This is a genomic window from Acinetobacter sp. 129952 (assembly GCF_056642055.1).
In genome coordinates, this window is sequence record NZ_JBWVSU010000008.1 from 19,818 (window position 1) to 45,743 (window position 25,926).

Genomic DNA, 25,926 nt, shown 5'->3' on the forward strand with positions numbered 1-25,926 from the left:
GCGCTGAACGATTTGATGCCCTTGTGTCATCTACAGCCACGACTTAGCATAAGAAACATTGATACAAAAACGAATTATTTAGGACTATAGGTTGTTATGACAAGCCTTGCGCATCATGCGACAGAAAACCGCTCCGTAGCAGAATTTACCGAACAAGCTTATCTGAATTACGCCATGTACGTGATTATGGATCGGGCACTCCCTCATATTAGCGATGGCCTGAAACCGGTACAGCGCCGGATTGTCTATGCCATGAGTGAGCTGGGCCTGAAATGGACCAGCAAACCGAAGAAATCGGCACGTACTGTTGGTGACGTATTGGGTAAATACCATCCGCATGGTGACTCGGCCTGTTATGAAGCCATGGTGCTGATGGCACAGCCCTTTAGTTATCGTTACCCGTTTATTGAAGGGCAGGGCAACTGGGGTTCACCGGATGATCCAAAGTCTTTCGCAGCGATGCGTTATACCGAAGCCAAGCTTTCCCAGTACAGTGAACTATTACTGTCTGAACTGGGACAGGGCACCTGTGAATGGCAGGACAACTTTGACGGTTCGATGAAAGAACCGGTGAACTTGCCGGCACGTGTACCGAACATCTTGCTGAATGGCACCACTGGTATTGCTGTCGGTATGGCCACAGACATTCCACCGCATAACCTGCGTGAAGTGGTCAAAGGGACGATTGCGCTAATTCGTAATCCGAACCTGACCGATGAAAAAATCGCAGAATATATTCCTGCGCCAGATTTGCCGACCAAAGCCGAAATTATCACCCCACCTGCTGAACTATTAAAAATTCAAACCACAGGTCGTGGCAGTTATCGCATGCGTGCGGTTTATAGCGTCGATAAAAACGAAATTATCATCACGGAACTGCCTTATCAGGTGTCCGGTTCCAAAATTATCACCCAGATTGCCGATCAGATGCAGGCCAAAAAACTGCCATTGGTCAGCGATGTACGGGATGAATCGGATCATGCCAATCCAACCCGTTTAGTGATTGTTCTGCGTTCGAATCGTATTGATGCCGAATCGGTGATGAGTCACTTGTTTGCCACCACCGATCTGGAATCCAGTTATCGTGTCAATATGAACATGATTGGTGCCGATGGCCGTCCACAGGTGAAATCGATTCGTCGTATTTTGCTGGAATGGATTGAGATCCGTAAAACCACGGTAACGCGTCGTCTGCAATATCATCTGAACAAGATCGAAAAACGCCTGCATATTCTTGGTGGTCTGATCATTGCTTATCTAAATATTGACGAAGTGATTCAGATTATTCGTGAAGAAGATCAGCCCAAGCCGGTACTGATGCAGCGTTTTAATATTGACGAGATTCAGGCCGAAGCGATTCTGGAACTGAAATTGCGTCATTTGGCCAAGCTTGAAGAAATGGAAATGCGCCGTGAGCAGGAAGAACTGGAAGCGAAAGCAGCAGTGATTCGTGAACAACTGGCCAATCCGGAATCTTTAAAAAACCTGATCATTGCTGAACTGAAAGACGATGCCAAGAAATTTGGTGATGATCGCCGTTCGCCAATCGTGCAGCGCGCTGAAGCGGCGGCAATTAATGAAAATGAAATGTTGCCGGCCGATCCTGTAACAGTGGTGTTATCAGAGGCAGGTTGGATTCGCTGTGCCAAAGGTCATGAAGTCGATGCAGAAAATCTGAATTTCCGTGCCGGTGATCAGTACTTGAGTCATGCACAGGGCAAATCCAACCAACGCGTTTATGTATTAGATGACACTGGGCGTAGCTATGCCTTGGCCATCAATACGTTGCCGTCTGCGCGTGGTCTGGGCGAACCGCTCAGTTCAAAACTGTCTCCCGGCAGCGGAGTGGGTTTTAAACAGGTTCTGGTGGCAGAGGATGAAACTGAAATTCTAGCAGCAAGCAACAAAGGCTATGGCTTTAAAACCCAGGCCAAGCAGCTGGATACTAGTGCCAAAGCCGGGAAAGCTTTCCTGAATTTATCTGAAGGGGCAGAGGTCATGAACCTGCAGCCACTCGAAGATGCCACACATGTTGCACTGCTCAGTTCAGCAGGACGCCTGTTGATTGTCGATTTAACAGAATTACCTGTATTGAACAAAGGTAAAGGAAATAAATTGATACAACTTGAAGATGATGAACAAATTTTGTCCATGACAATATTGAAGCTTGATGAAATAATTCAAGTGCTTGCAGGACAACAGCAGTTAAAATTAAAAGGGGATGATTTGCGTAAATATATCGGCAAGCGCGGTGCAAAAGGACAGCTTTTACCACGCGGATATCAAAAAGCAAATAAACTGTTGATTCAAAGATAAGACTAGCATCCATCCTGCGAAATACGTTATATATGAACAACGATTCAACAAGATGGATGCAATATCGCACATATACAAGTCTAAAAATGGCGTGTGATATTGAAAAAAACAGTTGAAATACTAAGGATTATGATTGGAGAGATGGCCATTATGGAAAAAATTTGGTTTGCTGAATACCAAAAAACAGGGATTCCAGAAACAGTAGAATTACCAGCAGAAAATACTTCTCTAGTAGATATTTTTGAGCGTAATTTCCAAAAATTCGGCTCGCGTGATGCCTTTATCTTTATGGATAAGGCCATGACTTTCAATGAATTGGAAGAGGCGAGCCGTAAGTTTGCAACTTATCTACAAAGCTTGGGGTTAGCAAAAGGTTCACGTGTGGCAGTGATGATGCCAAACGTTCTTCAGTATCCGGTTGTGGCACTTGGGGTGTTCCGCGCAGGTTTGGTACTGGTCAACGTGAATCCACTCTACACATCGCGTGAACTTGAGCATCAATTGAATGACTCAGGTGCTGAAGTACTGGTGATTATTGAAAACTTTGCTTCTGTTTATCAAGCGATTATTGGTAAAACACCAGTGAAGCATGTCGTGGTCGCTTCTGTCGGTGACATGCTGGGTGCCTTGAAAGGAACTTTGGTAAATTTTGTCTTGCGTTCTGTGCGCAAGCAAATTCCAGCTTGGGATATTCCAGGCCATGTGAGATTTAATGCGGCGTTATCTAAAGTTAATCCAAGTAACTATAAACGCCCTGAATTGACCCTTAGTGATACAGCAGTTCTTCAATACACAGGTGGTACGACGGGTGTATCTAAAGGTGCTGAACTGACACATCGTAACCTGGTTGCGAACATGTTGCAGTGTGACGGCATCTTCCAGAGTAAATTTGGTGCGCAAGATGGTCAGCCAGATGACCGTATTTTCTGTGCCTTGCCGCTTTATCATATCTTTGCATTCATGGTATGCGCACTTTACGGTATGTACAAAGGTCAGGCGAACGTTCTGATTCCAAACCCGCGTGATTTACCTGCGGTGATGAAAGAACTACGTAAATATCAACCGACTTTCTTCCCGGCAGTGAATACACTGTTCAATGCGCTGGTAAACAATGAAGAGTTTAAGCAACTTGATCATAGTAAACTGAAAATGGCGATGGGCGGCGGTATGGCCGTACTTCCTTCTACTGCAGCAGCATGGAAGAAAGTTACCGGAACCAATATCGTTGAAGGCTATGGTTTGTCTGAAACTTCTCCGGTGGCAACAGCAAACCCACCTGCGTCTGAAGAATTCAGTGGCACTATTGGTATTCCATTACCATTGACTGAAGTGGCTATTCTGGATGATGAAGGCAATGAAGTTCCACTGGGTGAGCAAGGTGAAATTTCAATCCGTGGTCCTCAGGTCATGAAAGGCTATTGGAACCGTCCGGATGAAACTGAAAAGGTCATGGTGAATGGCTTCTTCCGTACCGGTGATATCGGTGTTATGGATTCACGTGGTTATGTGAAAATTGTAGATCGTAAGAAAGACATGATTCTAGTGTCTGGTTTTAACGTCTATCCATCTGAAATTGAAGAAGTTGTAGCAACTCATCCAAAAGTACTGGAAGTGGCTGCGATTGGTGTGCCAGATGAAAAATCGGGTGAAGTGCCAAAACTGTTTGTCGTGAAAAAAGATCCGTCTTTAACCACAGAAGAAGTTTTAGCATTCGCTAAAGAAAACCTGACCGGTTATAAACGTCCACGTTATGTCGAGTTTATGGATGAATTGCCAAAATCAAACGTAGGTAAAATCCTGCGTAAAGATTTACGTAAAACAGCCTAATACCTATAAGAAAAAAAAGCGCCGTCAGGCGCTTTTTTTGATTTGGACTTTTTATTTTTTCATTAACCAGCGGTCAAAATAAGGACGGCCTACACCAACTACTCCCAAGAAGATAAACATAGTGCCAAACTGACGGGTAAATCCGGTTTGATTAAAGCTGCCATAACTTAGAATGTTATCGATCAAACAATACACCAGAATCGCGACCAGCCAGTGCCAGAGTGGCATACGCTTGATACCGACGAAATAAAAGGCAATCCATAAAATGGCAAAGGTGAAGATCGGTGACCAAATATTCATATTGGCACAAATGACGGCCATCAAAAATGCCACAATCGGCAGGACAATTTTTAATACGCGATCCACTTGACGTTGATGCTGGCGTTGTTTCTCGAGGACATCGAACATTTCATTTTGATCAGGCGCGACCATAGTGAATCCTTAACAAGTAATAAAAAGCACTCTATTTAACAAAATTTATTCACGAAATGCCATGCTATGATAGAGATAAAATTTTCATGAGAAAAAACAGATGCACAGCATTAGTGGGGTTATTTATCTCATTTTGGCCGCTTGTCTTTTGCCTTATGTGTTTACATTGATTGCAAAAAAATCAGCAGGCTTCAGCAGCAAAGACAATCAGAATCCACGGGCATTTTTAGAAAAGTCTTCAGGCTTGGCCAGTCGCGCCAATGCTGCCCAGCAGAATAGCTTTGAAAGTTTGCCACTCTTTATTGCTGCGATCTTGATGGCAGAGTACATGGTGATATCACAAGATTTGGTCATGATTTTTGGTGTGGCTTATCTGGTTTTTCGTGTGTTGTACGGAATCTGCTATCTGGCCAACTGGGCGACTTTACGCTCTATCGTATGGTTGCTCTCGATGTTATGTCCTGTGACCTTATTGCTGCTGATCATCAAGTTGGTTTAAGTCATCAGGTCTGCGGACATATTTACAGTTCGATATTTTAAAATCCAAAAAAATCTTTAAAAACCGTTATAATTGTCGCGGTTTTTTAAAAGATATAACTTGTTAAAGAGTGATGCTATGAGCTACAGCAATATCCCAGCGGGTAAAGATGCGCCAAACGATATCTATGTGATCATCGAAATTCCTGCAAATGCAGCACCAATCAAATACGAAATCGATAAAGATTCTGATGCGTTATTTGTAGACCGTTTCATGGGTACAGCAATGTTCTACCCAGCAAACTACGGTTATGTACCAAACACACTATCGCTTGATGGTGATCCATTAGACGTACTGGTTGTAACGCCTCATCCAGTAGAGCCAGGTTCAGTCATTCGTTGTCGTCCTGTCGGTAAATTGAACATGGAAGATGACGGTGGTGTTGATGCGAAACTGGTTGCAGTTCCACATGACAAACTGACTCCAATCTACAAAGATGTTCAGGAATATACTGATCTTCCTCCATTGTTGATTAGCCAGATCGAACATTTCTTCCAGCACTACAAAGATTTAGAGCCAGGAAAATGGGTCAAGCTCAGTGGTTGGGAAGGTGCTGATGTTGCGAAACAAGAAGTACTGGACTCAATTGCTGCTTATGCAGAAGCACATAAATAATTGCTTTTTGTCGTCTAGGGTTTAACTTTTTAAAGCCTGGAATAAAAAAACCTGCACATTGTGCAGGTTTTTTTATGACTTGAAATTCGTGTGAATTAGAATAATTTCACAGGAATGTCTAACCAGATACGCCATTCATTAGTGTCACCAATATAGTTAGATTGATAATCATCACTTGCACGGTAGTAAGAATGACGAAGACGTAAGCTTGCATCTTTCGCAAAACCAGACTGAACAGTATATTTCACTTGGTTAAAGAATTCGCGCTCATGCTCATTATCACTGATCATAGTACCTGCATTGTTAGTAGCTTTAATATCCCAACCATAAACAAAAGCAGATGTCCAAGATAATCCAGGAACATTTACAGCACCAAAGTCAAATGTATATTGAAGTTGCGCTGATTTTTCGTCATTACCAATAAAGTCAGACAGGTATGAATTCGGCATATAAATCGATTGTTTACCATCACCTACGCCTGTACCCAAACCATAGTCATAGCCAGTGTTACCAAAATTTTGCTGGTAAGCAAGCATGACATTATGTGGACCATGATTATAAGTTGTAGATAAAGCTAAAATAGTATTATCGAATGAATCATCTGGTGAGCCGATTTGAGAATAAAGATATGGATTTGCTTCTTTATCCCATTTTGTATGGTAACCACTGAAATCATGAGTTAATGTGCTTTTATCTGCCAATGCATAGCTATAGTTGGCATTAACATAGTGGCGGTCTAAGCGGTCTTTAATGTCTGTACCATAATAAGAAGCATTAACTGCATCATTAAATTTATATTTCGCGCCCCAAACCACTGCACGATCCAGCTTTGCACCATCGGAATTGATTTGGTTGGAAAGCTGATTTTCTGTGAATTTACCAGCAATCAGGTTTAAGTTTTCAATTTCGTTACTTTGAACCAATACGCCAGTATAGTATTCAGGCACTAAACGCGCAGTATTGCTTGCAAGTACAGGTAAGTCTAAAACCTGAGTACCGTAAGTCGCAGTCGTATTTGATACACGAGCTTTCACATATGCACCGCCACGAGCCCAGTGGTCATAAGCATCTTTAGTACCATCAGCATTATTTTGAGGGTGGACTGGGATCATATCATTGCCAGTATGACCATTTTCACCCAATTTAAATGAAGCATCACCAATAATACCAGCACCAAAGCCTACAGTACCTTGAGTAAAGCCAGAGTCTAGTTTAACAATCGCAGTTTGTGCAAATGAGCTCGTATCTGGTACGTTATTTTTCTTGTCACGGTGCAAATAGCCGGTACGGAAAAGTACAGAACCTTCAGCATCTTCTACAAAACCTTTAGACTCGCTTTGCTCGCTAGCGAAAGCGGTAGAAACCAAAGCAGCCTGAATCAAAACTGCTAATGTTAATTTTTTTGAATTTTGCATTGGGAAGAGAGCCTTATACAAATTGATCGGAATTTTTTAGGAATTGTATAAGAATTGCTGAAAAAATGTCATTTTTTATTGGATATATTCCACTAAAGTTTAGATTTTTTTAACTCAAATTAAACAATAGCAAGGATTTGAGGTGATTAATTTCTAACCTATCGGTAAAAAGTGAGTAAAAACATAATTTTATTGGAAATTATAAATGATATTTCTAAAGTGGTGAAATGAATGTGATCAGCTTATTTATTTTGAAACGGGAGAAAAATATGATCAAAAATTACGCACTATTTTTTAGCACAAATTTTAATCATTACAAAAATGGAATCAAAATGGGGCAAATTGTAAATGATTATGTATAAGTATTAAAAAAGTGATGAAATAGCCTTAAATACATTTATTTAAAAGAAAGCCTAGATAATTCAGTTTTTTATAATTCAAATTTTAAATTAAAAACAATAACTTAAATTTTATTTATATTTTTAGATTTATTATTTTGGTTCCTTTTATCCAGATTGGCATAGCTCTTGCAAATTTTGAGCTTGAGTTTAATCAATGATCATAAAAACGTCTCAGACGATCTGGGGGAGCCACACAATGAAATTAACATTAAAAGTATTATCTCTTGCTTTATTGGGCGCTGTATCTTCTTTTACTTTTGCTGAAGAACCTGTTGCTGAACATACGGTATCTGGAAATATCAGCGTACTTTCGAGCTATAACTTGCGTGGTATTACTAACATTCCTGAAAATAGCGGCGCTACCTTACAAGGTGGACTTGATTATAACCATGCGTCTGGCTTCTATGCAGGTTGGTGGGGATCTACGCTAGATTACCCTTTGTCTGAAGAAGGACGTGATGCTTTCGAAAATAACTTCTATGCTGGCTATAGCCATGCAGTCAATGATGACTTAGGTTTAACGATCGGTACGACCTACTATTATTATTATGAATCTGATGTCAATTCTGATGGATTTGAGCTGTTACTGGGTATGAGCTATAAAGATTTGGGCGTTACAGCACAAACTCTTCTTGAAGATACTACTTGGGGCAATGCAGGTGATACCTATTTAAAAGCTACTTATAGCTATGCTTTACCACAAGATTTCAGCTTGGATACAGCTTTAGGCTTATACGCTTATGAAAAATCAGGTGACTTTATTGAAGGAACTACAGAAAGTTTTGGTTTCCGTCATTTTGACATCGGTTTAAGCAAGCCACTTGGTGACACAGGTGTAACTGCAAGCATGAATTATATCTTGGGTGGTTATGATCGTTTTGATGAAAAACAAAAGAATAAAGTCGTATTTGGACTGGGTTATAGCTTCTAATCCTCTTTAGATAAAAAGGCGACCTTAGGTCGCCTTTTTTTAATGATCTAAATCTGCTGCTGCCCGCGATAAGAAAGGGCCTCCGAAAGATGCTGACTTTGAATATCTGGACTTTGATTTAAATCGGCAATGGTGCGTGCAACACGCAAGACCCGATGATAGCCGCGCGCTGATAAATTCAGTTTTTGCTGAGCCATTTCAAGCATATTCTGAGCAGACTGATCTAATGCGGCATATTGCTCTAACTGCTTTGGACTCAAACTCATATTCAAGGTATTTTGCCGTTGCATCTGAATTTCATAGGCTGCAATGACGCGTTGTCTAACCGTTTCTGAGTTTTCTGTAGGTCGATTGTCCTGTAATTCATGCGCTTGTAATGGCGGTACATCAATATGCAAATCAATCCGATCCAGCAACGGGCCTGAAATCCGGTTCTGATAGCGCTTAATACTTTCTGGTGAACATTGGCAGCGGATATCCTGATTAAAGGCATAACCACATGGACAGGGATTCATGGCAGCCACCAACTGGAAATTGGCCGGGAAAGTAATTTGACGTGACGCTCGGGAAATGACGATTTCTTTTGCTTCCAAAGGCTGACGTAGAACTTCCAGCACTTTGCGGTCGAATTCTGGTAGCTCGTCCAGAAATAAAACCCCTAAATGTGCCAGGGTAATTTCTCCTGGTTTGGGGTGTGAGCCGCCACCGACCAATGCTACTGCAGAAGCAGTATGGTGCGGTGCTCGAAAAGGCCGTTGCCCAAAAGGGTGATTGGCATTCGCCACCGAATAAATACTGGCCACTTCCAGATTTTCCTGCGTCTTTAAGGGCGGTAAAATACTGGCCAATCGAGAAGCTAGCAAGGTCTTGCCTGTTCCAGGGGGGCCTCGGAACAGCAGGGAATGACCACCTGCCGCGGCAATTTCTAAAGCACGCCGTGGTCGTAATTGTCCTTTTACATCCGCAAGATCAAACTTATAAAAATGGTCTGTAGCGAGTGGGCCGGCTTCTATTTGCGGCAAGCGCTGCGCTTGGGAAAGATGTTCACACACTTCTTTTAAATGATTGGCTGCAAAGACTTTAAAGTCTGGGAGCTGACAGGCTTCCTGTGCATTTGGGCCAGGTAAAATCAGTTGATGCTGGTCGCTTTGACAGGCAATGGCAATACTCAAGGTACCGCTGACAGGACGTAATTGACCATCAAGGGCCAACTCGCCAATAAATTCAAGATGCTCGGTGCAATCTTCTGGAAGCTGACCTGAAGCCACTAAAATGCCTAAAGCAATCGGTAAATCCAGACGTGATCCATCTTTTGGTAAATCTGCAGGGGCCAGATTAATGGTCAGACGTTTGGTCGGAAATTGAAAGCCGCTATTCAAAATGGCAGAGCGTACCCGGTCTTTACTTTCACGTACCGCCGCTTCGGGAAGCCCTACTATAGTGAGCGAAGGCATACCCGAACTGACATGAACTTCGACTTCAATTAAAGGCGCATGCAGGCCCAGTAAGCCTCGCGTATAAATTTTGGCAAAAGACATTATTATTGTTCCAATATGGTGCGTTATTTTTATAGTTCTGGTGTCTTTTGTGCACTGTACTTGTGCTTATTTTTTGTTCGAAATTTTCTCTTCTAATGCTTCCACCTGTTTCAGTAAATCATTCAGGCGATGATTGGCATTATTTAGGGCAGTACGCTGACGTTCTATTTCTTCTTTAGACACCAAATCCATTTTCGCCACAGCTTCATTTAACAGGGCACGGATATTATGTTCCAAATCTTTCTTGGGTTGTTCGACTTGCTGCAAAATTGCTTGTAATAAAGTTTCAATCATCGTCTGATCCATCGCCGTAGAAAGGAACCGACAGTTTAGCATTGCTAAAATGCAGACTATAGTATTTCAGACAAAATATAGACTTATTCGATTAAAGATATTGTAAAAATCCACATAAAAAATGTCTATTTTTTGAAGATTCAAAGTCTTTATCCGTATAAAATAAGGTATAAATAAACCACATGCCGGGCTTTCTAATTTCCCCCGACCTTAGGAATCTTGGCATGAAATTTGAACGTAAAACCTTACTGGTGAAATAAGCCGAAGGAAAACAAACATGAAGCTCGTAACTGCAATTGTAAAACCTTTTAAATTAGATGATGTTCGCGAAGCATTGTCTGAAATTGGTGTTCAAGGCATCACTGTAACTGAAGTGAAAGGCTTTGGTCGTCAAAAAGGCCACACTGAACTCTATCGTGGTGCTGAATACGTTGTAGATTTCTTGCCGAAAGTCAAAATTGAAATCGCGATTAGCGATGAAATGGTAGACGCGGTGATTGAATCTATTACTCGTGTGGCGAGCACTGGAAAAATCGGTGACGGAAAAATTTTCGTGACTAACTTAGAACAAGTCATCCGTATTCGTACAGGTGAAACAGGTGCAGACGCTGTCTAACTTGGCACGAAGTTTGCTGAGTACCTAATAACTCACAAAAACTTGGTTGGGGGATACGAATGAAAAAAATGCTACTCGCGTTCGGCATGGCCGGCGCTCTTTTTGGTGGTTCTGTTGCATGGGCTGAAGAAGCTGCAACAGCAACAACACCGACAGAAGAAATTGTGCTTGTTGAAGAAGCAGGCGATACAACAAATACAACAACAGACACTACAGCAGCAATTGCTGAAGCAGCGCCAGTTGAAGCTGCAGCACCTGCAGAAGAAGAACCAACGCTAGATACCGGCGATACCGCCTGGGTTTTAACCTCTACCGCTCTAGTTTTACTCATGACCATTCCTGGCTTGGCGCTATTTTATGGCGGTATGGTCCGCAAGAAAAACGTTCTAGCGACGATGGCACATAGCTTTATTGCTGCAGCGGTGGTCAGTATTGCCTGGGTGATTGTTGGTTATACCCTAGCTTTCGGTGAAGGCAATGCCTTTATAGGCGGCCTGGACAAGTTCATGCTGGCCGGTATTACCACAGAGGCGCTTTCAGGCACGATTCCTGAAATCCTGTTTGTGATTTTCCAAATGACTTTTGCCATCATTACGGTTGCCATCATCAGCGGTTCGATTGCAGAACGTATGAAATTTGGTGCTTTTGTTGCTTTCATTGCACTTTGGGTGGTGATTGTCTATGCACCAATTACCCACTGGGTATGGGGTGGTGGCTGGTTAGGTAACGACGGCGCGCTGGATTTTGCTGGTGGTACGGTTGTACATATCAACTCGGGGGTTGCCGGTCTGGTAGCAGCGTATATGCTGGGCAAACGTATGGGCTTGGGTCGTGAATCTATGGCGCCGCATAACCTGACGCTTACTGTGGTCGGTGCATCTTTGCTCTGGGTGGGCTGGTTCGGTTTCAACGGTGGTTCTGCATTAGGTGCAAACGGTTCTGCAGGCTATGCTTTGATCGTGACTCAAGTCGCAGCAGCGGCAGCAGCCATCTCTTGGTTAATCACTGAAAAACTGGCACGCGGTAAAGCTTCTGTACTGGGCGGTGTATCAGGTGCAGTTGCCGGTCTGGTGGTTATTACTCCAGCTGCAGGTTTTGTGACTGTAGGCGGTGCATTGGCGATGGGTCTGATCGGTGGTGTGGTGTGTTTCTGGGGGATTACAGCACTGAAACGCGCATTGAAAGCCGATGATTCTTTAGATGCCTTTGGCTTGCATGGTGTAGGTGGTATTGTCGGTGCGATTTTAACCGCGTTCTTTGCCAGCGAATTCATCATGGGTGACAATGCTCCTGCCAATGTCATGCATCAGCTTTGGGTACAAGTGGAAGGTGTACTGGCGACAATTGCTTACTCTGCGATCATGACCTTCATTATCCTGAAAGTCATCGACTTGATCATTGGAATCCGTGTAGCATCTGATGACGAGCGTATGGGTCTGGATTTAAGCCAACATGGCGAACGTGTCGAATAATAATAAATACACCACAATCAATATATAGTGTAAAACAGCCCGAATGGGCTGTTTTTTTTCTATATGTTGCGTAAAACTCTACAAAGTTTGTAATTTTTGCTACACTCGGAATCCATCTGGATTTGTTCAATTAAACCGCTATGCATTGCCCATTTTGCAATACTGCAGACAGTAAAGTGATTGATTCACGCCTGGCAGCTGAAGGCTGTCAGATTCGTCGTCGCCGTGAATGTGTCAGTTGTAATGAACGCTTCACTACCTTTGAAAGCTATGAAGTGGTGATGCCGCGCGTCATCAAGTCGGATGGTAAAAATGAACCTTTCGATGAAGCTAAATTACGCCGTTCCCTGATGCATGCCTTACAAAAACGCCCGGTGACCCAAGAGCAGATTGAAACGGTGCTGAGCGATATTCAGCTACAGATTCGTCGTTTAGGTGAGCGTGACGTGAAATCACGTACCATCGGTGAAATCGTGATGCAGTCTTTATTTGCTCTGGATCATGTTGCTTATGTGCGTTTCGCTTCGGTCTATCAGGATTTTCAGGATGTTGAAGCTTTTCGTCATCAGATTGAACAGATGCAACAACGAGAATTACAAGAATAAGCATGGTTGAACTGAATCAAGATCAAGTCTGGATGCGCCGGGCCATTGAATTGGCTCGTCAAGGGCAATATTCCACCAAACCGAATCCGAATGTCGGCTGCGTCATTGTTAAAGATGGTGTGATTGTTGGAGAAGGTTTTCATCCTCAAGCCGGCCAGCCACATGCTGAAGTGTTTGCGTTGCGTCAGGCCGGTGAACAGGCACGTGGTGCAACCGCTTATGTGACTTTAGAACCTTGTGCGCATTATGGCCGTACGCCGCCTTGTGCCAAGGGTCTGGTTGAAGCAGGTGTGGCTAAAGTTGTCGTGGCCTGTCCAGATCCCAATCCGCTGGTGGCTGGCAAGGGTGTACAGATCCTGAAAGATGCCGAAATCGAAGTCGAGATTGGCATCTGTGAAGATGAAGCGCATCAGCTGAATCAAGGCTTCCTGAAAGCCATGGCGACCGGTATGCCTTATATGCGTTTAAAAATTGCCTCAAGTCTGGATGGCCGTACCGCGATGGCATCGGGTGAATCAAAATGGATTACCGGTGTAGCAGCACGTCAGGATGTACAGCACTGGCGTGCGATTTCAGGCGCAGTGATTACCGGGATTGATACCGTTCTTGCGGATGACTGTGAACTGAATGTGCGTCAACTGGATGGCCTTGAAGATATCAAGACTGTGGTGCAACCGAAACGGATTATTCTGGACCGTCAGGGGCGTTTACCACTCAACGCAAAAATTTTAGTGCAACCTGAAACAGTGATGGTCATGGGGCCATTTCGTCAAGAGCTTGCAGACCTGGGTGTGCTACACTTGCCGGTACAGCCTTTAGCAGAATTATTAAAGCAACTGGTTCAGCAGCATCAGATTTATGATGTCCTGGTGGAAGCAGGAGCGACCTTATCTACGGCATTTTTACAACAAAAATTGGTTGATGAACTGATCAGTTACGTTGCACCGACCCTATTGGGTCAGTCTGCGCGTACCATGTTTAATGCAGAATTTAGCCATATGGCCGAACAACTCCGATTTAAGCTGCGCGATGTAACTCGCTTAGGTGATGACGTGCGCTTCAGGCTAATTCCTTTTCAAGAGACACTATGAGTTCAGAGTCTACGGTTTATCATAAACGTCGCCATGCGGCACGTACCACCGATGAATATCTTTTCCATCAGCTGGTTCCTTATCTAGGTAACAAACGCCGTTTACTGCATTTAATTCTGGAAGCGTTGGAAAGTACAGGAACCCTGAAACGTAGCGATGGTCGTGCGCCGATCTTTGCTGATTTTTTTGCCGGTTCAGGTGTGGTTTCACGTTTGGCCCGTCAGAATGGCTATCGCGTGATTGCCAATGACTGGGAGCCGTATAGCCATGCGCTGAATCATGCAGTACTGGCCTGTACGGAAGCGCCAGCATTTAAAGAGCTGGGTGGTTATCAGAAAGCGATTGATTATCTAAACCGTCTGCCGGAAGTGAAGGGCTGGGTGACGCATAACCTGTGTCCGCGCAATGATGAAATTTATGATCCGGCCCGTGACCGTTTGTTCTTTAAACGTCGTAACGGCATGCGTATTGATGCGATTCGTCAGCAGATTGCCGCCTGGCAGGCCCAAGGTGCAATTGATGATGTGGAAATGTCTGCCTTGCTGGCGCCTTTGCTGTATTCCGCCAGTTTTGTCAGCAATACTTCTGGTGTTTTCAAAAGCTTCCACCATGGCTGGGGCGGGAAAACCCAAACTGCGCTGGAACGGATTGAATCTTTACTGTGGCTAACGCCAAGCCGTTTTTGTGAGTCGGATCAGAAAAAGGGGATGGCCGCAGAAATGTGGTGTGTCGATGCCCAGCATCTGGCCAATCAGATGAGCGGCTTTGAAGTGGATGTGGCTTATCTGGATCCGCCGTATAATCAGCATGCGTATAGCAGTAATTACCATGTTCTGAATGCGTTGACCTTGTGGGATCAGGCCGATTTGCCGACTCCGGATACTAAGGGCTTTAAGAGCGGGATTGACCGAGCATGGCGCAAAGAGCGTCCGAGCCAGTACAATTCCTCTAAATATGCCAAAGAAGCTTACGAGAGCCTGTTGGCCACCATCAATGCACGTTTCATTCTGACCAGTTATTCAACTGACGGTAATATCAGCGCTACCGATTTGTTACAGGCCAATCTGAAACGTGGCCGGGTGACCTTGCTAACCCAGGATGTGCCGCGTTATCGTGTTAGCAAACAGCGCCAGTCTGAACGTGCCCGCGTGCTGGAATTTATTGTGATTACCGATACCCACGCCAAGTCAGGTCCACCGATCCGTCAATTACTCAGCCAGCTGCATCATTATGCAGAATTGGGCGGTGTGGATACGACCGGCGTTAGTACCCAGTTGGCCCTCTGGTAAAAGAATTGAAAAGGAAATAAAAATGTTTACAGGTATTATCGAAAGCCTCGGCAAAGTCGAAAGTCTGCAAAGCGTTGGCGGCGATGTACGTTTACGCATCCAGACCGATCTGGACATGTCTGATGTACATCTGGGTGATTCTATTGCGACCAACGGCATCTGCCTGACCGTGATCGACTGGGGCGAGAACTGGTATGCGGCTGATGTTTCCCGTGAAAGTCTGAACCGGACCACGCTCGGCACCTGGAAAGCCGGTCAACCTGTCAATGTTGAAAAAGCCATGTTGCCGACTACGCGTTTTGGCGGTCATATTGTGTCAGGTCATGTCGATGCAGTCGGCGAGATCACGCTGGTTCGTGAAGATGCCCGCTCGATTTATTATGAAGTGACTGCGCCTGCTGAAATTGCCAAATACCTGGCAGAAAAAGGCTCGGTTACAGTTGATGGTATTAGCCTGACGATTAATCATTTGCGTGGCAGTGTGATCAGTCTGAACCTGATTCCGCATACGGCTGAACGTACCAATATCGGTACCTGGAAAGTTGGCAGCAAGGTCAATCTGGAGGTTGATGTGCTGGCACGTTATATCGAGCGTTTATTGCTCGGTGATAAAGCCGCCGAAACCACTGAACAATCGAAAATCAGCATGGATTTTCTGGCTGAAAATGGTTTCTTAAAATAAGAGAAATGTTGATTTACTGAACAGTCTGATTGAAAAATTAGACTGTTTTTTTATTTTTCGGGATAATCAGCAGTTCAACTTGCAAATATTGCCTTGGTGGACGGGTCGAATGCTCGATTTTTTACTTAACTTGGAACAGTCATTGCCGCTATTGCTCGATCAATATGGGGTATGGATTTATGCAATCCTGTTTCTGGTGATTTTTGCAGAAACCGGTTCAGTGTTTTTCTTTTTCCTGCCCGGCGACAGTCTATTGCTGGCTGTGGGAGCTTTATGTGCCAGCAGCGATCTGGTGACCCTGCATTCGATGGGGCTGTTGTTATTCACTGCTTCGGTGCTGGGCTATAGCGTGAATTATTACACCGGAAAAGTTCTTGGCTTAAAATATTTCAATCAACATTCACGCTATTTTAAGCCGGAATATATGGTGAAAACCAACCACTATTTTATGAAACATGGCGGTAAAACTATTTTAATCGCACGTTTTATTCCCTTTGTCCGCTCATTTGGCCCTTTTGCTGCCGGTTCAGCGCATATGAGCTTTGCCACATTCAGCTTTTATAATATTGCGGGTGGCATCCTCTGGATTGGCACTTTATTAAGCATTGGCTATCTGCTCGGAAATGCTGCCTTTATGCTGGCAGATTTTTTTTAAGATGCGACATAGAAGATAAAAAAGCCCGAATTTTCGGGCTTTTTTAATGTGAAAGGATCATTTAAATATTGCGTGGCTGATCAGAAAATTCAGAATTTTTCAGCATATACTCGATTTCTTCTTTGGCTGCCGCACGCATTTTTTCACGAAGTGCATTCACGGTCTGTTCAATCACGGTTTCTGCCTCAAGTTCCAGACGTAAACGCACACTTTCTAATTCGGATAAAATGGACTGGTCCTCAATCTGGATGCGACCTTTGGCAAAATCAAAAGTCGTCTCAGGATTTTTTGCATAACGTGCGACATAGTGCTGCACTTCAGCCTCTAGATGCGTATTTATTTCAGCAAGCACCTCACTCTGTTCGCTAAATTTACGCTGTTCCTCATGACGTAGCTGTTCTTGATAGGCCTGTTCTTCAGCACGTTTCTCGGCCAAGGCTTTTTCAAGCGCGAGCTGTTTGCGAATACGGGCTTCTTCAATTAATTCGGCCTTGCGCTGTGCATAGGCAGCTTCAATCTTGCGTTCAGATTCTTGCTGTAAGCGCTGGTCGCGACTCTGCCATTCTTCCAAAGACGTTTCTGGTTTTAAAATATCGCAGATCCGAGAGAGGTCATCGATAAAGGTCTGACGTACAGCTTCCGGCACATTTAACCAGCGCTGTTTAAAATCGGGACCTACATTTAATGCCACGTGCCTCTCCTTGTGGATGATATCAGTTAAAGCTTATGGGTGTCCGGTTCAATACCTAAACGACGATATTGCTTGAATTTTTCACGTCCCAGCTGTTTAGCCGTTTCATGGTTTTCAATGATCTCAATAATGTGACTAAATTTTGCGTAAGGTTCAAGTGCTTCCGGATTAAAATTGAAAATAATCCAGTTGGACTGTTCTGGTAGTGTCGCCGAAATACAGACTGTTGACTCAGGCTGGTCAATACCATGTGGAATAAAGCTGCTGGGGTCAAAACTCCACAAACGTTCATCTAGCTGCTGTTGCAATGCTGCATCGGCACATAATAACCAGATCCGCGCCGGCTGACGCAGAATCTTACGGCATAAACGACAAGTGCTGTCCACTTGTCGTTCAGGGCTTTTTTCAAATAAATAAAAGCTGACTTTAGCCATTGCTTTGAACGCGATTCGCCAGGAATTGCATCAATAATGGAACTGGACGGCCGGTTGCACCTTTATTGGTACCTGAGTTCCATGCCGTACCTGCAACATCCAGATGTGCCCAGCGATATTCACGGGTAAAACGTTGCAGGAAGCAGGCTGCAGTCACAGAACCAGCTTTTGGCCCACCGATATTGCCAATGTCGGCAAATGGTGAATCCAGCTGTTCCTGATAGTCATCCAGTACCGGCATACGCCATACCCGGTCAAAGGAGTGCTGGCCGGCAGCTTCTAGTTCTGCTGCCAGTTTATCATCTGGCGTGAACAGACCCGTTAGTACTGAACCCAAAGCGACCACACAGGCACCGGTTAAGGTCGCAATATCAATCACCAAAGCAGGATTAAAACGTTTTACATAGGTCAAGGTATCACATAGGACCAAACGACCTTCGGCATCGGTATTCAGGATTTCAACCGTCTGACCGCTCATGGTCGTTACGATATCACCAGGACGGGTGGCTTTACCTGAAGGCATGTTTTCTGCTGCAGCGATGGTTCCCACCACATGTAGAGGTAAGCGGGCTTCGCACAATGCACGCATTGTACCGAGTACAGAAGCTGCACCGCACATGTCGTATTTCATCTCGTCCATGCCTGCGCCTGGTTTAAGGGAAATACCGCCGGTATCAAACGTAATGCCTTTACCCACCAAGACTACCGGTGCTTCGCTACGCTCTGACTGATATTCTATGCTGATAATCCGACCAGGACGCTCTGAACCTTTACTTACCGCAAGGAAGGCGCCCATGCCTAAATCTGCCATTTGCTGTTCATCCAGCACTGTGACTTTAAGTAGGTCTGGATATTCAGCCGCCAAAGCCACCGCCTGTTCTGCAAGATATTCAGGGAAACAGATATTGCCCGGACGGTTGCCCAGGTCACGTGCCAGATTTTGTCCGCTTTGCACTGCTTGTACCAGTTGCAACTGTTCGGTAGTTAAGACGCTATGAGTGGCAATCAGGTCGATCTGCTCGAGCACAAATTCATTCTTCTTGGATTTATATTCATCATAACCATAGCTGGCCTGAGTCAGGAAGAGCGCAAACAGATAATGGAATTCTTGTGGAAGTTGTGTCAGATCTACAGAAATCTGTTTGAATTTTTTTTGAGTGACTTGAATAATAGTTTGCGCGATTTTTGCAAGTTTTGCCGGTTGCAGTTCAGCGACCTTGCCTAAACCAATTAGTGCTGCATGGCTGGACTGGCTCACCTGACCAATCAGGCTCAGGCTTTCCGCCAACGCTGCCTTGAATTGAGAGGCTTCAATTAATGTGTCTAAATTATTGATTTGATAGGTTGCGGTTGTATTCTGAAGTTGTTCTGAGTCAACTAAAATCAACAAAGATTGACTTGATCCATTCTCTGGGAATGACGTATTAATTGTAAGTTTCATATTCTGTTTTCACGCCTGTCTAGATGGGTAAATCATTCAGTCATTGAAACATTTATCCGAATAGATTTTCAATGGGCAGGGCGGCCTAGGTTTTATATTTTTGCTATTCGGGTAAACTAGCACTCGTTTTATGGACCTTATTTTGGAAGAATTAATTTGATTATTCGGCGTTATCTGGTCAAGCAAGTTGTCTCGACATCCTTGGTGGTGATTGCCTTATTGACCTTGATCATGATGGGCGGTCGACTGATCAAGTATTTTGGTGTTGCGGCGCAAGGCCGTCTGGATGCAGGCATTTTATTTAGCATTATTGGCTACCGTTTGCCTGAATTCTTGACCCTGATTCTTCCGCTCGGTTTCTTTATTGGACTGATGCTGGTGTTTGGCCGTTTATATGTCGACCATGAAATGGCCGTGATGAATGGCAGTGGCGTCAGTCGGCATCAATTGGCGCGTCTACTGGTGCCGATGACCCTGGTGTTTTTGATTGCTCAGGCCGGATTGATGCTGTGGGCTGCGCCGTGGGGCATTCGCCAGTTTGAAGCCCTGACCACCAGTCAGGCGGTACGTACCGGCTTTGACCTGGTGCGACCGAAAGAATTTATCTCCTCTGGGCCCTATACCATTTATGCCGGTGACCTGTCAGAAGACCGTAAAAATTTAAAAGATATTTTCTTTTATCAGCGTGCGGAAAAAGAAGGCAAACCGGATGTGATGATTCTGGCGCAGGAAGCCACCCGAATTGAAGTACCGAATGATGCTGCCAATGTGGTGGATTTGGTCAATGGACGCCGTTATGAGATCTATCCGGGTACACCGCAATATACTCAAGCTGAATTTGAAAGCTATCGTCTGCGCTTAGAAAGCGATGAAGAAGCGCAATTTGCCAGTACTGAAGTTGAGGCCTTACCGACCTCGCAATTGTGGCAGAACCGTCAGGATCCTGTGGTGGCCAGTGAGTTGGGCTGGCGGGTGTTTGTTCCTTTTGCGATTCTGATTGCCCTGATTCTGGCTGTGGCCTTGTCTGAAGTGAGTCCACGACAGGGTCGATATCTCAAGTTATTTCCTGCCCTCATGATTTTTGCCAGTCTGATTGTGGCCCTGATGGCAGTGAAGACGCGGATCAGTAAAGAAGAAATGGGCATTTGGGCCTATCCATTGATTCTGATTGCCTATGCAATTGCGGGTGCCTTGTTCTCGCGTAAACAGAAATTAGGCCCGAAAATCAAGAAACAGATTCAGCGAGTGAGGTCTTAACAATGTTGGCACGTCGTATAGTTGCAAAACATGTGACCCAAACCACTGCGCTGGCGATGCTGGGTGCAACCGCAGTATTGGCGGGTTTACAGGTATTATTTACTTATCTGGGTGAGCTTGGTTCGCTCAAAGATGGTTATGGTGCCTGGGATGCCTTGAAATATGTGCTTTGGGGAGCACCAAATTATTTATATGAAATCCTGCCGATTTCTGCACTGATTGGTGCAGTTTTAGGTCTTGGTACATTAGCCTCGAATAGTGAGCTGATTGTGATGCGTTCGGTCGGCGTGAGCTTATGGCGTATTGTCGGGTGGGTGATCCGTTCAGCACTGTTGTTGGTGGTGTTGTCATTTGCCCTGAGCGAGTGGGTCATTCCTTATACCAATGAACAGGCCAAAAGCGTAAAAAGTGCCAGTAAAGCCGCTCAGCTCGGTGAAGTTCGTGGTTACTGGACTCGGGAAGGGCAGCGCTTTATTTATATCGATTATGCTAACTCGCAAGGTCAGTTGAAAAATGTGCAGATGCTGGACTTTGACCAGAACTATCGTTTGCGCGGTACCTTGCAGGCAGATCAGGGCCAATTTGTTAAAGATGGTTCCTGGACGCTGGACAACACAGAGCAGTTCGATATTCTCCAAAATGGTAATGCCACACTGGTTAAGCAGCAACAGCAACCTCTAGCGCTAGCATTACAGCCTAAATATGTGCATATGGTGACGATTGATCCTGAAGATTTATCGCCGAGTCAACTGGTTAGTTTCATGAGCTATATGCATGAATACAGCCAGGTGCCTAAAACCTATCAGTTAGCCTTCTGGCAAAAACTCGGTTCGCCTTTTGCCCTGATCGCACTGGTGGTGATTGCCTGTTCATTTATCTTCGGGCCGTTGCGTCAGCAATCCATGGGTTTCCGTCTGGTGATTGCCTTATTTGCCGGACTAGGTTTCTTCTATCTGCAGGATTTCCTCGGCTATGCCAGTCTGATTTATGCACCATCTCCGGCCTGGTTCGTGTTTATTCCGATTCTGATCATGTTCGGCATCGGCGGATACTTGCTGCATCGGGCGCGCTAAGGCACAGGAAAATAGAACAAATCAATCATCATGAGAGGCTTAAACCATATACGGGTCATGGCCTCTTTTTATAAACTTCGCTAAAATAGAGCGATTAATTCGTAGACGAACAGAGTATTTCATTATGACGGATGCAACTGCTGGCAAAATCCCTCACGTTTTGGTGATTATGGATGGTGTGGGTCATCGCGAAGCGGTCGAAGACAATGCGTTTTTAGCAGCTAAACGACCAAATTTAACTGCGATACAGGACAAGCATCCGCATGGTTTGATCTCGGGTTCAGGTGAAGATGTCGGCCTGCCGGATGGCCAGATGGGTAACTCTGAAGTTGGACATATGAACCTCGGTGCAGGTCGTGTGCTGTATCAGGACTTTACCCGAATTACCAAAGACATTCGTACGGGCGACTTCTTTGAACATGAAGTGTTGGTCGATGCGGTGGAGAAAGCCAAAGCTTCAGGTGGGGCAGTACATTTGCTTGGTCTTTTGTCTGAAGGCGGTGTGCACTCACATGAAGATCATATCGTGGCGATGGCTGAACTGGCCCTGAAACGCGGTGTGAAAGTCTATTTACATGCATTTTTAGATGGTCGTGATACACCGCCTAAAAGCGCACAGCCTTCTTTAGAAAAGCTTGATGCCTTATTCGCACAATATCCAGGTCAAGGTCGTATTGCGACTGTGATTGGCCGTTATTTTGCCATGGACCGTGATAACCGTTGGGATCGTGTTGAACAGGCTTATCGTCTGCTGACTGAAGGTGAAGCGGTTCGTACAGCTGTCAGCGCAGTTGAAGGTCTGGAACAGGCTTACGCAGCCGATGAGTCAGATGAGTTTGTCAAAGCGACCCGTATTGGCGAGCTGGCAAAAATTCAGGATGGCGATAGTGTCGTATTCATGAACTTCCGTGCCGATCGTGCCCGTGAATTGACCCGCGCATTTGTGGAAAAAGACTTTACTGGTTTCGAGCGCAAAGTCGTGCCAAATCTGGCGAGATTTGTCATGTTGACGCGTTATCAAGCCACGATTGATGCACCTGTGGCGTATATGCCTGAAGCATTGGTCAACTCGATTGGCGAATACCTCTCTAACCTGGGTAAAACCCAGCTGCGTATCGCGGAAACAGAAAAGTATGCGCATGTGACCTTCTTCTTCAGCGGCGGCCGTGAAGATGAATATCCGGGTGAAAAACGTATCCTGATTCCATCGCCAAACGTAGCCACTTATGACCTCAAACCTGAAATGAGTGCTTATGAAGTGACTGATGAGCTGGTGGCTGCGATCAATTCAGGTGAATTTGACCTGCTGGTCGTGAACTTTGCCAATGGGGATATGGTTGGTCATACTGGCGTATTCGATGCTGCGGTGAAAGCAGTAGAAGCGGTTGATACCTGTTTGGGCCGGGTTTACGAAGCCGTGATGGCGCAAAAAGGTCATATGATTGTGACTGCCGATCATGGTAACGTAGAGCAGATGCAGGACTATCACAGTGGTCAGGTACATACTCAGCATACCACTGAACTAGTTCCATTTATTTATGTGGGTCCAACTCAGGCCACGATCGCAGAAGGCGGTGTACTGGCAGATGTCGCACCGACTTTATTAAGCCTGATGCAAGTTCCGGTACCTGCTGAAATGCAAGGTCGTAACCTGATTCAGCTTGATGCATAATTTTCGATAAAATTCTAAAAAGGTCAAAGAATGGCAAGAACACGCTGGAAGTCTGTTGTAATACCATGCTTACTGATGTGTTTGAGTCATTCAGCCTGGGGGGCGGGTTCAAATGAGCCGGCATTCGATGATATGGAAATGGATGGGCAGGTCTATTCTGAAATTCCCGTAGCATCCATTCAGGAATTTGTGCAAATTTATGGCATTGTAAAAGACAATTATATTCAAGATAAAAATGACGATGCCTTATTCCAACAGGCCATTCAGGGTCTGGTCAGTGGCTTAGACCGCTATTCCCGCTATTTGTCGCCTGAAGATTATAAGCAGCTGCGTGAATATACCGAAGGTGATCTGGCCAGCATTGATTTTGATCTGCAATTTGACCCGCGGATGAAGCAATGGGTGGTTCAGGGCTTGAATGCCGATGCAGATTCAGCCAAGCAGGGACTGCGTAATGGCGTCACTGTTTATAAAATTGACGATCAGGTATTAAGTAGCCTGAATCAGGAACAAGTCCGGCAGTTATTGAGCGGAGCACTTGGCTCTACGCTCACGATCCAGCTTTCCCCGCAAAGTCCGGCCGTTCGTCTGGTCCGCAATACCAAACTAGATACTGAAATTAAATCGAGCTTGCACAATAATCAGGTACTGGTATTGCAGGTCAAGGTTTTTCAGCAAGATACTGCCAATGAAATCAAGCGCCTGATTGAAAGTTATGCCGACAAGCGCCTAAAAGCCGTGCTATTTGATTTACGCAATAATCCCGGTGGCTTACTCTCGGCCGCAGTTGAATCTGCCGATTTATTTTTGAATCAGGGCGTGATTGTATCGACCAAAAGCCGTGCTGAAGGCAATCAGCAATTTCAGGCCTTACCGAGTTTTGAGTTCCAGAATCTGAAAGTTGGGGTGCTGATTAACAACCGCTCGGCTTCTGCAGCAGAAGTGTTTACTGCAGCCCTGAAAGAACATAACCGTGCTTGGGTCGTAGGCGAAAAAAGCTATGGCAAAGGCGTAGTACAGAAACTCTTTCCTTTAAGCAATGGTTCAGCCTTACAGATGACCGTATCGCAATACTTTAGCCCGAGTGGCCAGATGATTGAAGGGCGGGGCGTGCAGCCGCATTTCAACTATCCGTTTAAGCAGGAAATGCGTGAGGAGAGCTATCTGGAACATGTCACAGACTTGCTGCTCCTGCAAAAATAATTATTCGTCTTCTTCGGTATCCAGGCCGAACTTTTTCAAGCGATAGCGCAGGGAACGGAACGACATGCCGAGTTTTTTTGCGGCCAGTGTCCGGTTCCAATGGGTCAGATTCAGCGCATTCAGTAAAATTTCTTTTTCGACCTTTTCCAAATACAGCTCTAGACCCTCTTCAGGCAACTTTTTAGGTGCAATCAGGGTTTCGGTGGCAATGATCTCGCTCGTGAGCGTATTCATCTCCTGAGGGCTGTTTAGCGCCTGACGTAGCGGTGCGCTCTGCAAATGCTGAAGATCAATCCGCTCTTCATCACTTAAAGTAATCGCGCGTTCCATAATATTACGCAATTCACGCACATTACCTGGATAATATCGTCCCAATAAGAAATCTTTGCTACGTTCGGTCAGTTTTTTATTTGGAATGCCCCATTCCTGGCAAATCTTCTGAATGAAATGTTCGGCCAATAGCAGAATATCCTGACCGCGTTCACGTAATGGCGGTAAAGTCAGATCCATTACATGAATACGGAAATATAAATCCTGACGGAATTTGCCTTGTTGCACCAAGGCTTCCAGATCCTGATGCGTGGCACTGATCACACGGAAATCCACATCAATTTCGGTATCCGAACCGAGTGGACGAATACGTTTTTCCTGTACGGCACGTAACAATTTGACCTGCATAGAAAGCGGTAATTCTGCAATTTCATCCAGAAACAGACTGCCACCATGGGCAGATTGAATCAGTCCCTGTTTGTCCTGAGCAGCGCCGGTAAAGCTGCCTTTCTTATGCCCAAACATTTCGCTTTCCATCAACTCAGTCGGAATGGCGCCACAGTTAATCGCAATAAAAGGACCTTCATTGCGGTTACTCAGGCGATGGACCAGATTGGCCACGACTTCCTTACCTGTGCCTGATTCACCAGTGATAAAAACTGGGGCTTGTGAGCGGGCAATTTTTTGTAAGGTAATGCGTAATTGCTGAATTGGCATGGATTGTCCAATCAGCATTTTATGTTCGAGCGCATCATTCGGATTATTATGCGAATAATCCACCGGTTTATTCAGGGCTTTTTGTAAGAGCTGTTCCAGATGTTTCTGATTAATCGGTTTACTGACAAAATCAAAGGCCCCGGCTTTGAGCGCAGCAATGGCGATTTCCATGTTGCCATAGGCGGTCAGAACCGCGACTGGAAGTGCCGGGTAAAGATTGCCAATCCAGTCCAGTAACTCCAAACCATTGCCATCGGGAAGGTTTAGGTCGGTCAGACAGGCATCATATTGATGATTGGCAAGGCATTTTTTAGCGTCTTCCAAACGATGGGCAATGTGCGTGCGAATTCCCATGCGCAGCAATGACATTTGCATGAGGGTACATAAATCTTCCTCATCATCCACCAAGAGCACCAGTGGTTGTTGTTCCCCATTCATCTTCCTTGACCCC

24 protein-coding genes are annotated in these 25,926 nt (G+C 44.9%); 16 read left to right on the top strand and 8 right to left on the bottom strand.

The window, feature by feature from the left end:
• Positions 1-96 precede the first annotated feature (96 nt).
• Positions 97-2,316 (top strand): DNA topoisomerase IV subunit A, encoded by a 2,220-nt coding sequence (parC, locus tag AC1IR0_RS10175; protein WP_005108435.1) that lies wholly within the window; start codon positions 97-99, stop codon positions 2,314-2,316.
• Positions 2,317-2,466: 150 nt separating this feature from the next.
• On the top strand, positions 2,467-4,143 hold the full coding sequence (locus tag AC1IR0_RS10180) for a long-chain-fatty-acid--CoA ligase (RefSeq protein ID WP_004644897.1): 1,677 nt from the start codon (positions 2,467-2,469) through the stop codon (positions 4,141-4,143).
• Between the two features lie 51 nt (positions 4,144-4,194).
• On the opposite strand, the gene AC1IR0_RS10185 is transcribed toward AC1IR0_RS10180, so the two are convergent.
• Positions 4,195-4,575 carry a hypothetical protein gene (locus AC1IR0_RS10185; RefSeq protein WP_114541475.1) on the bottom strand — a complete coding sequence of 127 codons (381 nt, stop codon included), beginning with the start codon at positions 4,573-4,575 and terminating at the stop codon, positions 4,195-4,197.
• A 100-nt stretch (positions 4,576-4,675) separates the two neighbouring features.
• Between AC1IR0_RS10185 and AC1IR0_RS10190 the strand changes: the two genes are divergently transcribed.
• Complete coding sequence (locus AC1IR0_RS10190; RefSeq protein ID WP_005101513.1) at positions 4,676-5,074, top strand: MAPEG family protein; 399 nt, start codon at positions 4,676-4,678, stop codon at positions 5,072-5,074.
• 117 nt (positions 5,075-5,191) lie between these two features.
• On the top strand, positions 5,192-5,728 hold the full coding sequence (gene ppa, locus AC1IR0_RS10195) for an inorganic diphosphatase (protein WP_004644900.1): 537 nt from the start codon (positions 5,192-5,194) through the stop codon (positions 5,726-5,728).
• A 95-nt stretch (positions 5,729-5,823) separates the two neighbouring features.
• Here ppa and AC1IR0_RS10200 read toward each other — a convergent pair whose 3' ends face one another.
• The gene (locus AC1IR0_RS10200; RefSeq protein ID WP_044108965.1) at positions 5,824-7,143 is read right to left on the bottom strand and encodes an OprD family outer membrane porin; all 1,320 of its coding nucleotides are present in this window, start codon (positions 7,141-7,143) and stop codon (positions 5,824-5,826) included.
• A gap of 597 nt (positions 7,144-7,740) precedes the next feature.
• On the opposite strand from AC1IR0_RS10200, the gene AC1IR0_RS10205 reads away from it, so the two are divergent.
• Positions 7,741-8,475 carry a TorF family putative porin gene (locus tag AC1IR0_RS10205; protein WP_004732532.1) on the top strand — a complete coding sequence of 245 codons (735 nt, stop codon included), beginning with the start codon at positions 7,741-7,743 and terminating at the stop codon, positions 8,473-8,475.
• Between the two features lie 47 nt (positions 8,476-8,522).
• Here the strand turns inward: AC1IR0_RS10205 and AC1IR0_RS10210 are convergent, their stop codons facing one another.
• Together AC1IR0_RS10210 and AC1IR0_RS10215 are read right to left on the bottom strand one after the other, a co-directional pair.
• Positions 8,523-10,013 carry a YifB family Mg chelatase-like AAA ATPase gene (locus AC1IR0_RS10210; protein WP_409665578.1) on the bottom strand — a complete coding sequence of 497 codons (1,491 nt, stop codon included), beginning with the start codon at positions 10,011-10,013 and terminating at the stop codon, positions 8,523-8,525.
• A gap of 66 nt (positions 10,014-10,079) precedes the next feature.
• Positions 10,080-10,307 carry an accessory factor UbiK family protein gene (locus AC1IR0_RS10215; protein ID WP_004281041.1) on the bottom strand — a complete coding sequence of 76 codons (228 nt, stop codon included), beginning with the start codon at positions 10,305-10,307 and terminating at the stop codon, positions 10,080-10,082.
• Positions 10,308-10,584: 277 nt separating this feature from the next.
• On the opposite strand from AC1IR0_RS10215, the gene glnK reads away from it, so the two are divergent.
• The 7 genes from glnK to AC1IR0_RS10250 all read left to right on the top strand — a co-directional run bounded on the left by glnK (position 10,585) and on the right by AC1IR0_RS10250 (position 16,717).
• Positions 10,585-10,923: a P-II family nitrogen regulator gene (gene glnK / locus AC1IR0_RS10220; RefSeq protein WP_004281042.1), complete on the top strand. Its 339-nt coding sequence runs from the start codon at positions 10,585-10,587 to the stop codon at positions 10,921-10,923.
• A gap of 59 nt (positions 10,924-10,982) precedes the next feature.
• Positions 10,983-12,395 carry an ammonium transporter gene (locus AC1IR0_RS10225; protein ID WP_224216181.1) on the top strand — a complete coding sequence of 471 codons (1,413 nt, stop codon included), beginning with the start codon at positions 10,983-10,985 and terminating at the stop codon, positions 12,393-12,395.
• A gap of 140 nt (positions 12,396-12,535) precedes the next feature.
• Positions 12,536-13,000 (top strand): transcriptional regulator NrdR, encoded by a 465-nt coding sequence (nrdR, locus tag AC1IR0_RS10230; protein WP_004281044.1) that lies wholly within the window; start codon positions 12,536-12,538, stop codon positions 12,998-13,000.
• Positions 13,001-13,002: 2 nt separating this feature from the next.
• Positions 13,003-14,091 (top strand): bifunctional diaminohydroxyphosphoribosylaminopyrimidine deaminase/5-amino-6-(5-phosphoribosylamino)uracil reductase RibD, encoded by a 1,089-nt coding sequence (ribD, locus tag AC1IR0_RS10235; protein ID WP_409654575.1) that lies wholly within the window; start codon positions 13,003-13,005, stop codon positions 14,089-14,091.
• On the top strand, positions 14,088-15,380 hold the full coding sequence (locus tag AC1IR0_RS10240) for a DNA adenine methylase (RefSeq protein WP_004281046.1): 1,293 nt from the start codon (positions 14,088-14,090) through the stop codon (positions 15,378-15,380). Before ribD ends, AC1IR0_RS10240 begins: the two co-directional genes overlap by 4 nt.
• Before the next feature lie 22 nt (positions 15,381-15,402).
• Positions 15,403-16,062 (top strand): riboflavin synthase, encoded by a 660-nt coding sequence (locus AC1IR0_RS10245; RefSeq protein WP_004732516.1) that lies wholly within the window; start codon positions 15,403-15,405, stop codon positions 16,060-16,062.
• A gap of 109 nt (positions 16,063-16,171) precedes the next feature.
• The gene (locus AC1IR0_RS10250) at positions 16,172-16,717 is read left to right on the top strand and encodes a VTT domain-containing protein (RefSeq protein WP_005248429.1); all 546 of its coding nucleotides are present in this window, start codon (positions 16,172-16,174) and stop codon (positions 16,715-16,717) included.
• Positions 16,718-16,778: 61 nt separating this feature from the next.
• On the opposite strand, the gene blhA is transcribed toward AC1IR0_RS10250, so the two are convergent.
• Genes blhA through AC1IR0_RS10265 form a run of 3 tightly spaced genes read right to left on the bottom strand, consistent with a single transcriptional unit; the run spans position 16,779 to position 19,283 of the window.
• Positions 16,779-17,408 carry a cell division protein BlhA gene (blhA, locus tag AC1IR0_RS10255; RefSeq protein WP_409654571.1) on the bottom strand — a complete coding sequence of 210 codons (630 nt, stop codon included), beginning with the start codon at positions 17,406-17,408 and terminating at the stop codon, positions 16,779-16,781.
• Positions 17,409-17,434: 26 nt separating this feature from the next.
• Positions 17,435-17,842 (bottom strand): DNA polymerase III subunit chi, encoded by a 408-nt coding sequence (locus tag AC1IR0_RS10260; RefSeq protein WP_005108444.1) that lies wholly within the window; start codon positions 17,840-17,842, stop codon positions 17,435-17,437.
• The gene (locus tag AC1IR0_RS10265) at positions 17,835-19,283 is read right to left on the bottom strand and encodes a leucyl aminopeptidase (RefSeq protein WP_219307598.1); all 1,449 of its coding nucleotides are present in this window, start codon (positions 19,281-19,283) and stop codon (positions 17,835-17,837) included. Before AC1IR0_RS10265 ends, AC1IR0_RS10260 begins: the two co-directional genes overlap by 8 nt.
• A 156-nt stretch (positions 19,284-19,439) precedes the next feature.
• Here AC1IR0_RS10265 and lptF point away from each other — a divergent pair, with 156 nt between their 5' ends.
• The 4 genes from lptF to AC1IR0_RS10285 all read left to right on the top strand — a co-directional run bounded on the left by lptF (position 19,440) and on the right by AC1IR0_RS10285 (position 24,488).
• On the top strand, positions 19,440-20,540 hold the full coding sequence (gene lptF, locus AC1IR0_RS10270; RefSeq protein ID WP_004281053.1) for an LPS export ABC transporter permease LptF: 1,101 nt from the start codon (positions 19,440-19,442) through the stop codon (positions 20,538-20,540).
• Positions 20,541-20,542: 2 nt separating this feature from the next.
• Positions 20,543-21,613, top strand: a complete 1,071-nt coding sequence (lptG, locus tag AC1IR0_RS10275) for an LPS export ABC transporter permease LptG (protein WP_004281054.1) — start codon at positions 20,543-20,545, stop codon at positions 21,611-21,613.
• Between the two features lie 124 nt (positions 21,614-21,737).
• Entirely contained in the window at positions 21,738-23,285 is a 1,548-nt protein-coding gene (gpmI, locus tag AC1IR0_RS10280; protein ID WP_409654566.1) for a 2,3-bisphosphoglycerate-independent phosphoglycerate mutase, read from the top strand.
• Between the two features lie 30 nt (positions 23,286-23,315).
• Positions 23,316-24,488 (top strand): S41 family peptidase, encoded by a 1,173-nt coding sequence (locus AC1IR0_RS10285; protein ID WP_409654563.1) that lies wholly within the window; start codon positions 23,316-23,318, stop codon positions 24,486-24,488.
• Here the strand turns inward: AC1IR0_RS10285 and AC1IR0_RS10290 are convergent, their stop codons facing one another.
• Positions 24,489-25,913 carry a sigma-54-dependent transcriptional regulator gene (locus AC1IR0_RS10290; protein ID WP_409654560.1) on the bottom strand — a complete coding sequence of 475 codons (1,425 nt, stop codon included), beginning with the start codon at positions 25,911-25,913 and terminating at the stop codon, positions 24,489-24,491. It abuts the gene before it with no gap.
• Positions 25,914-25,926 lie beyond the last annotated feature (13 nt).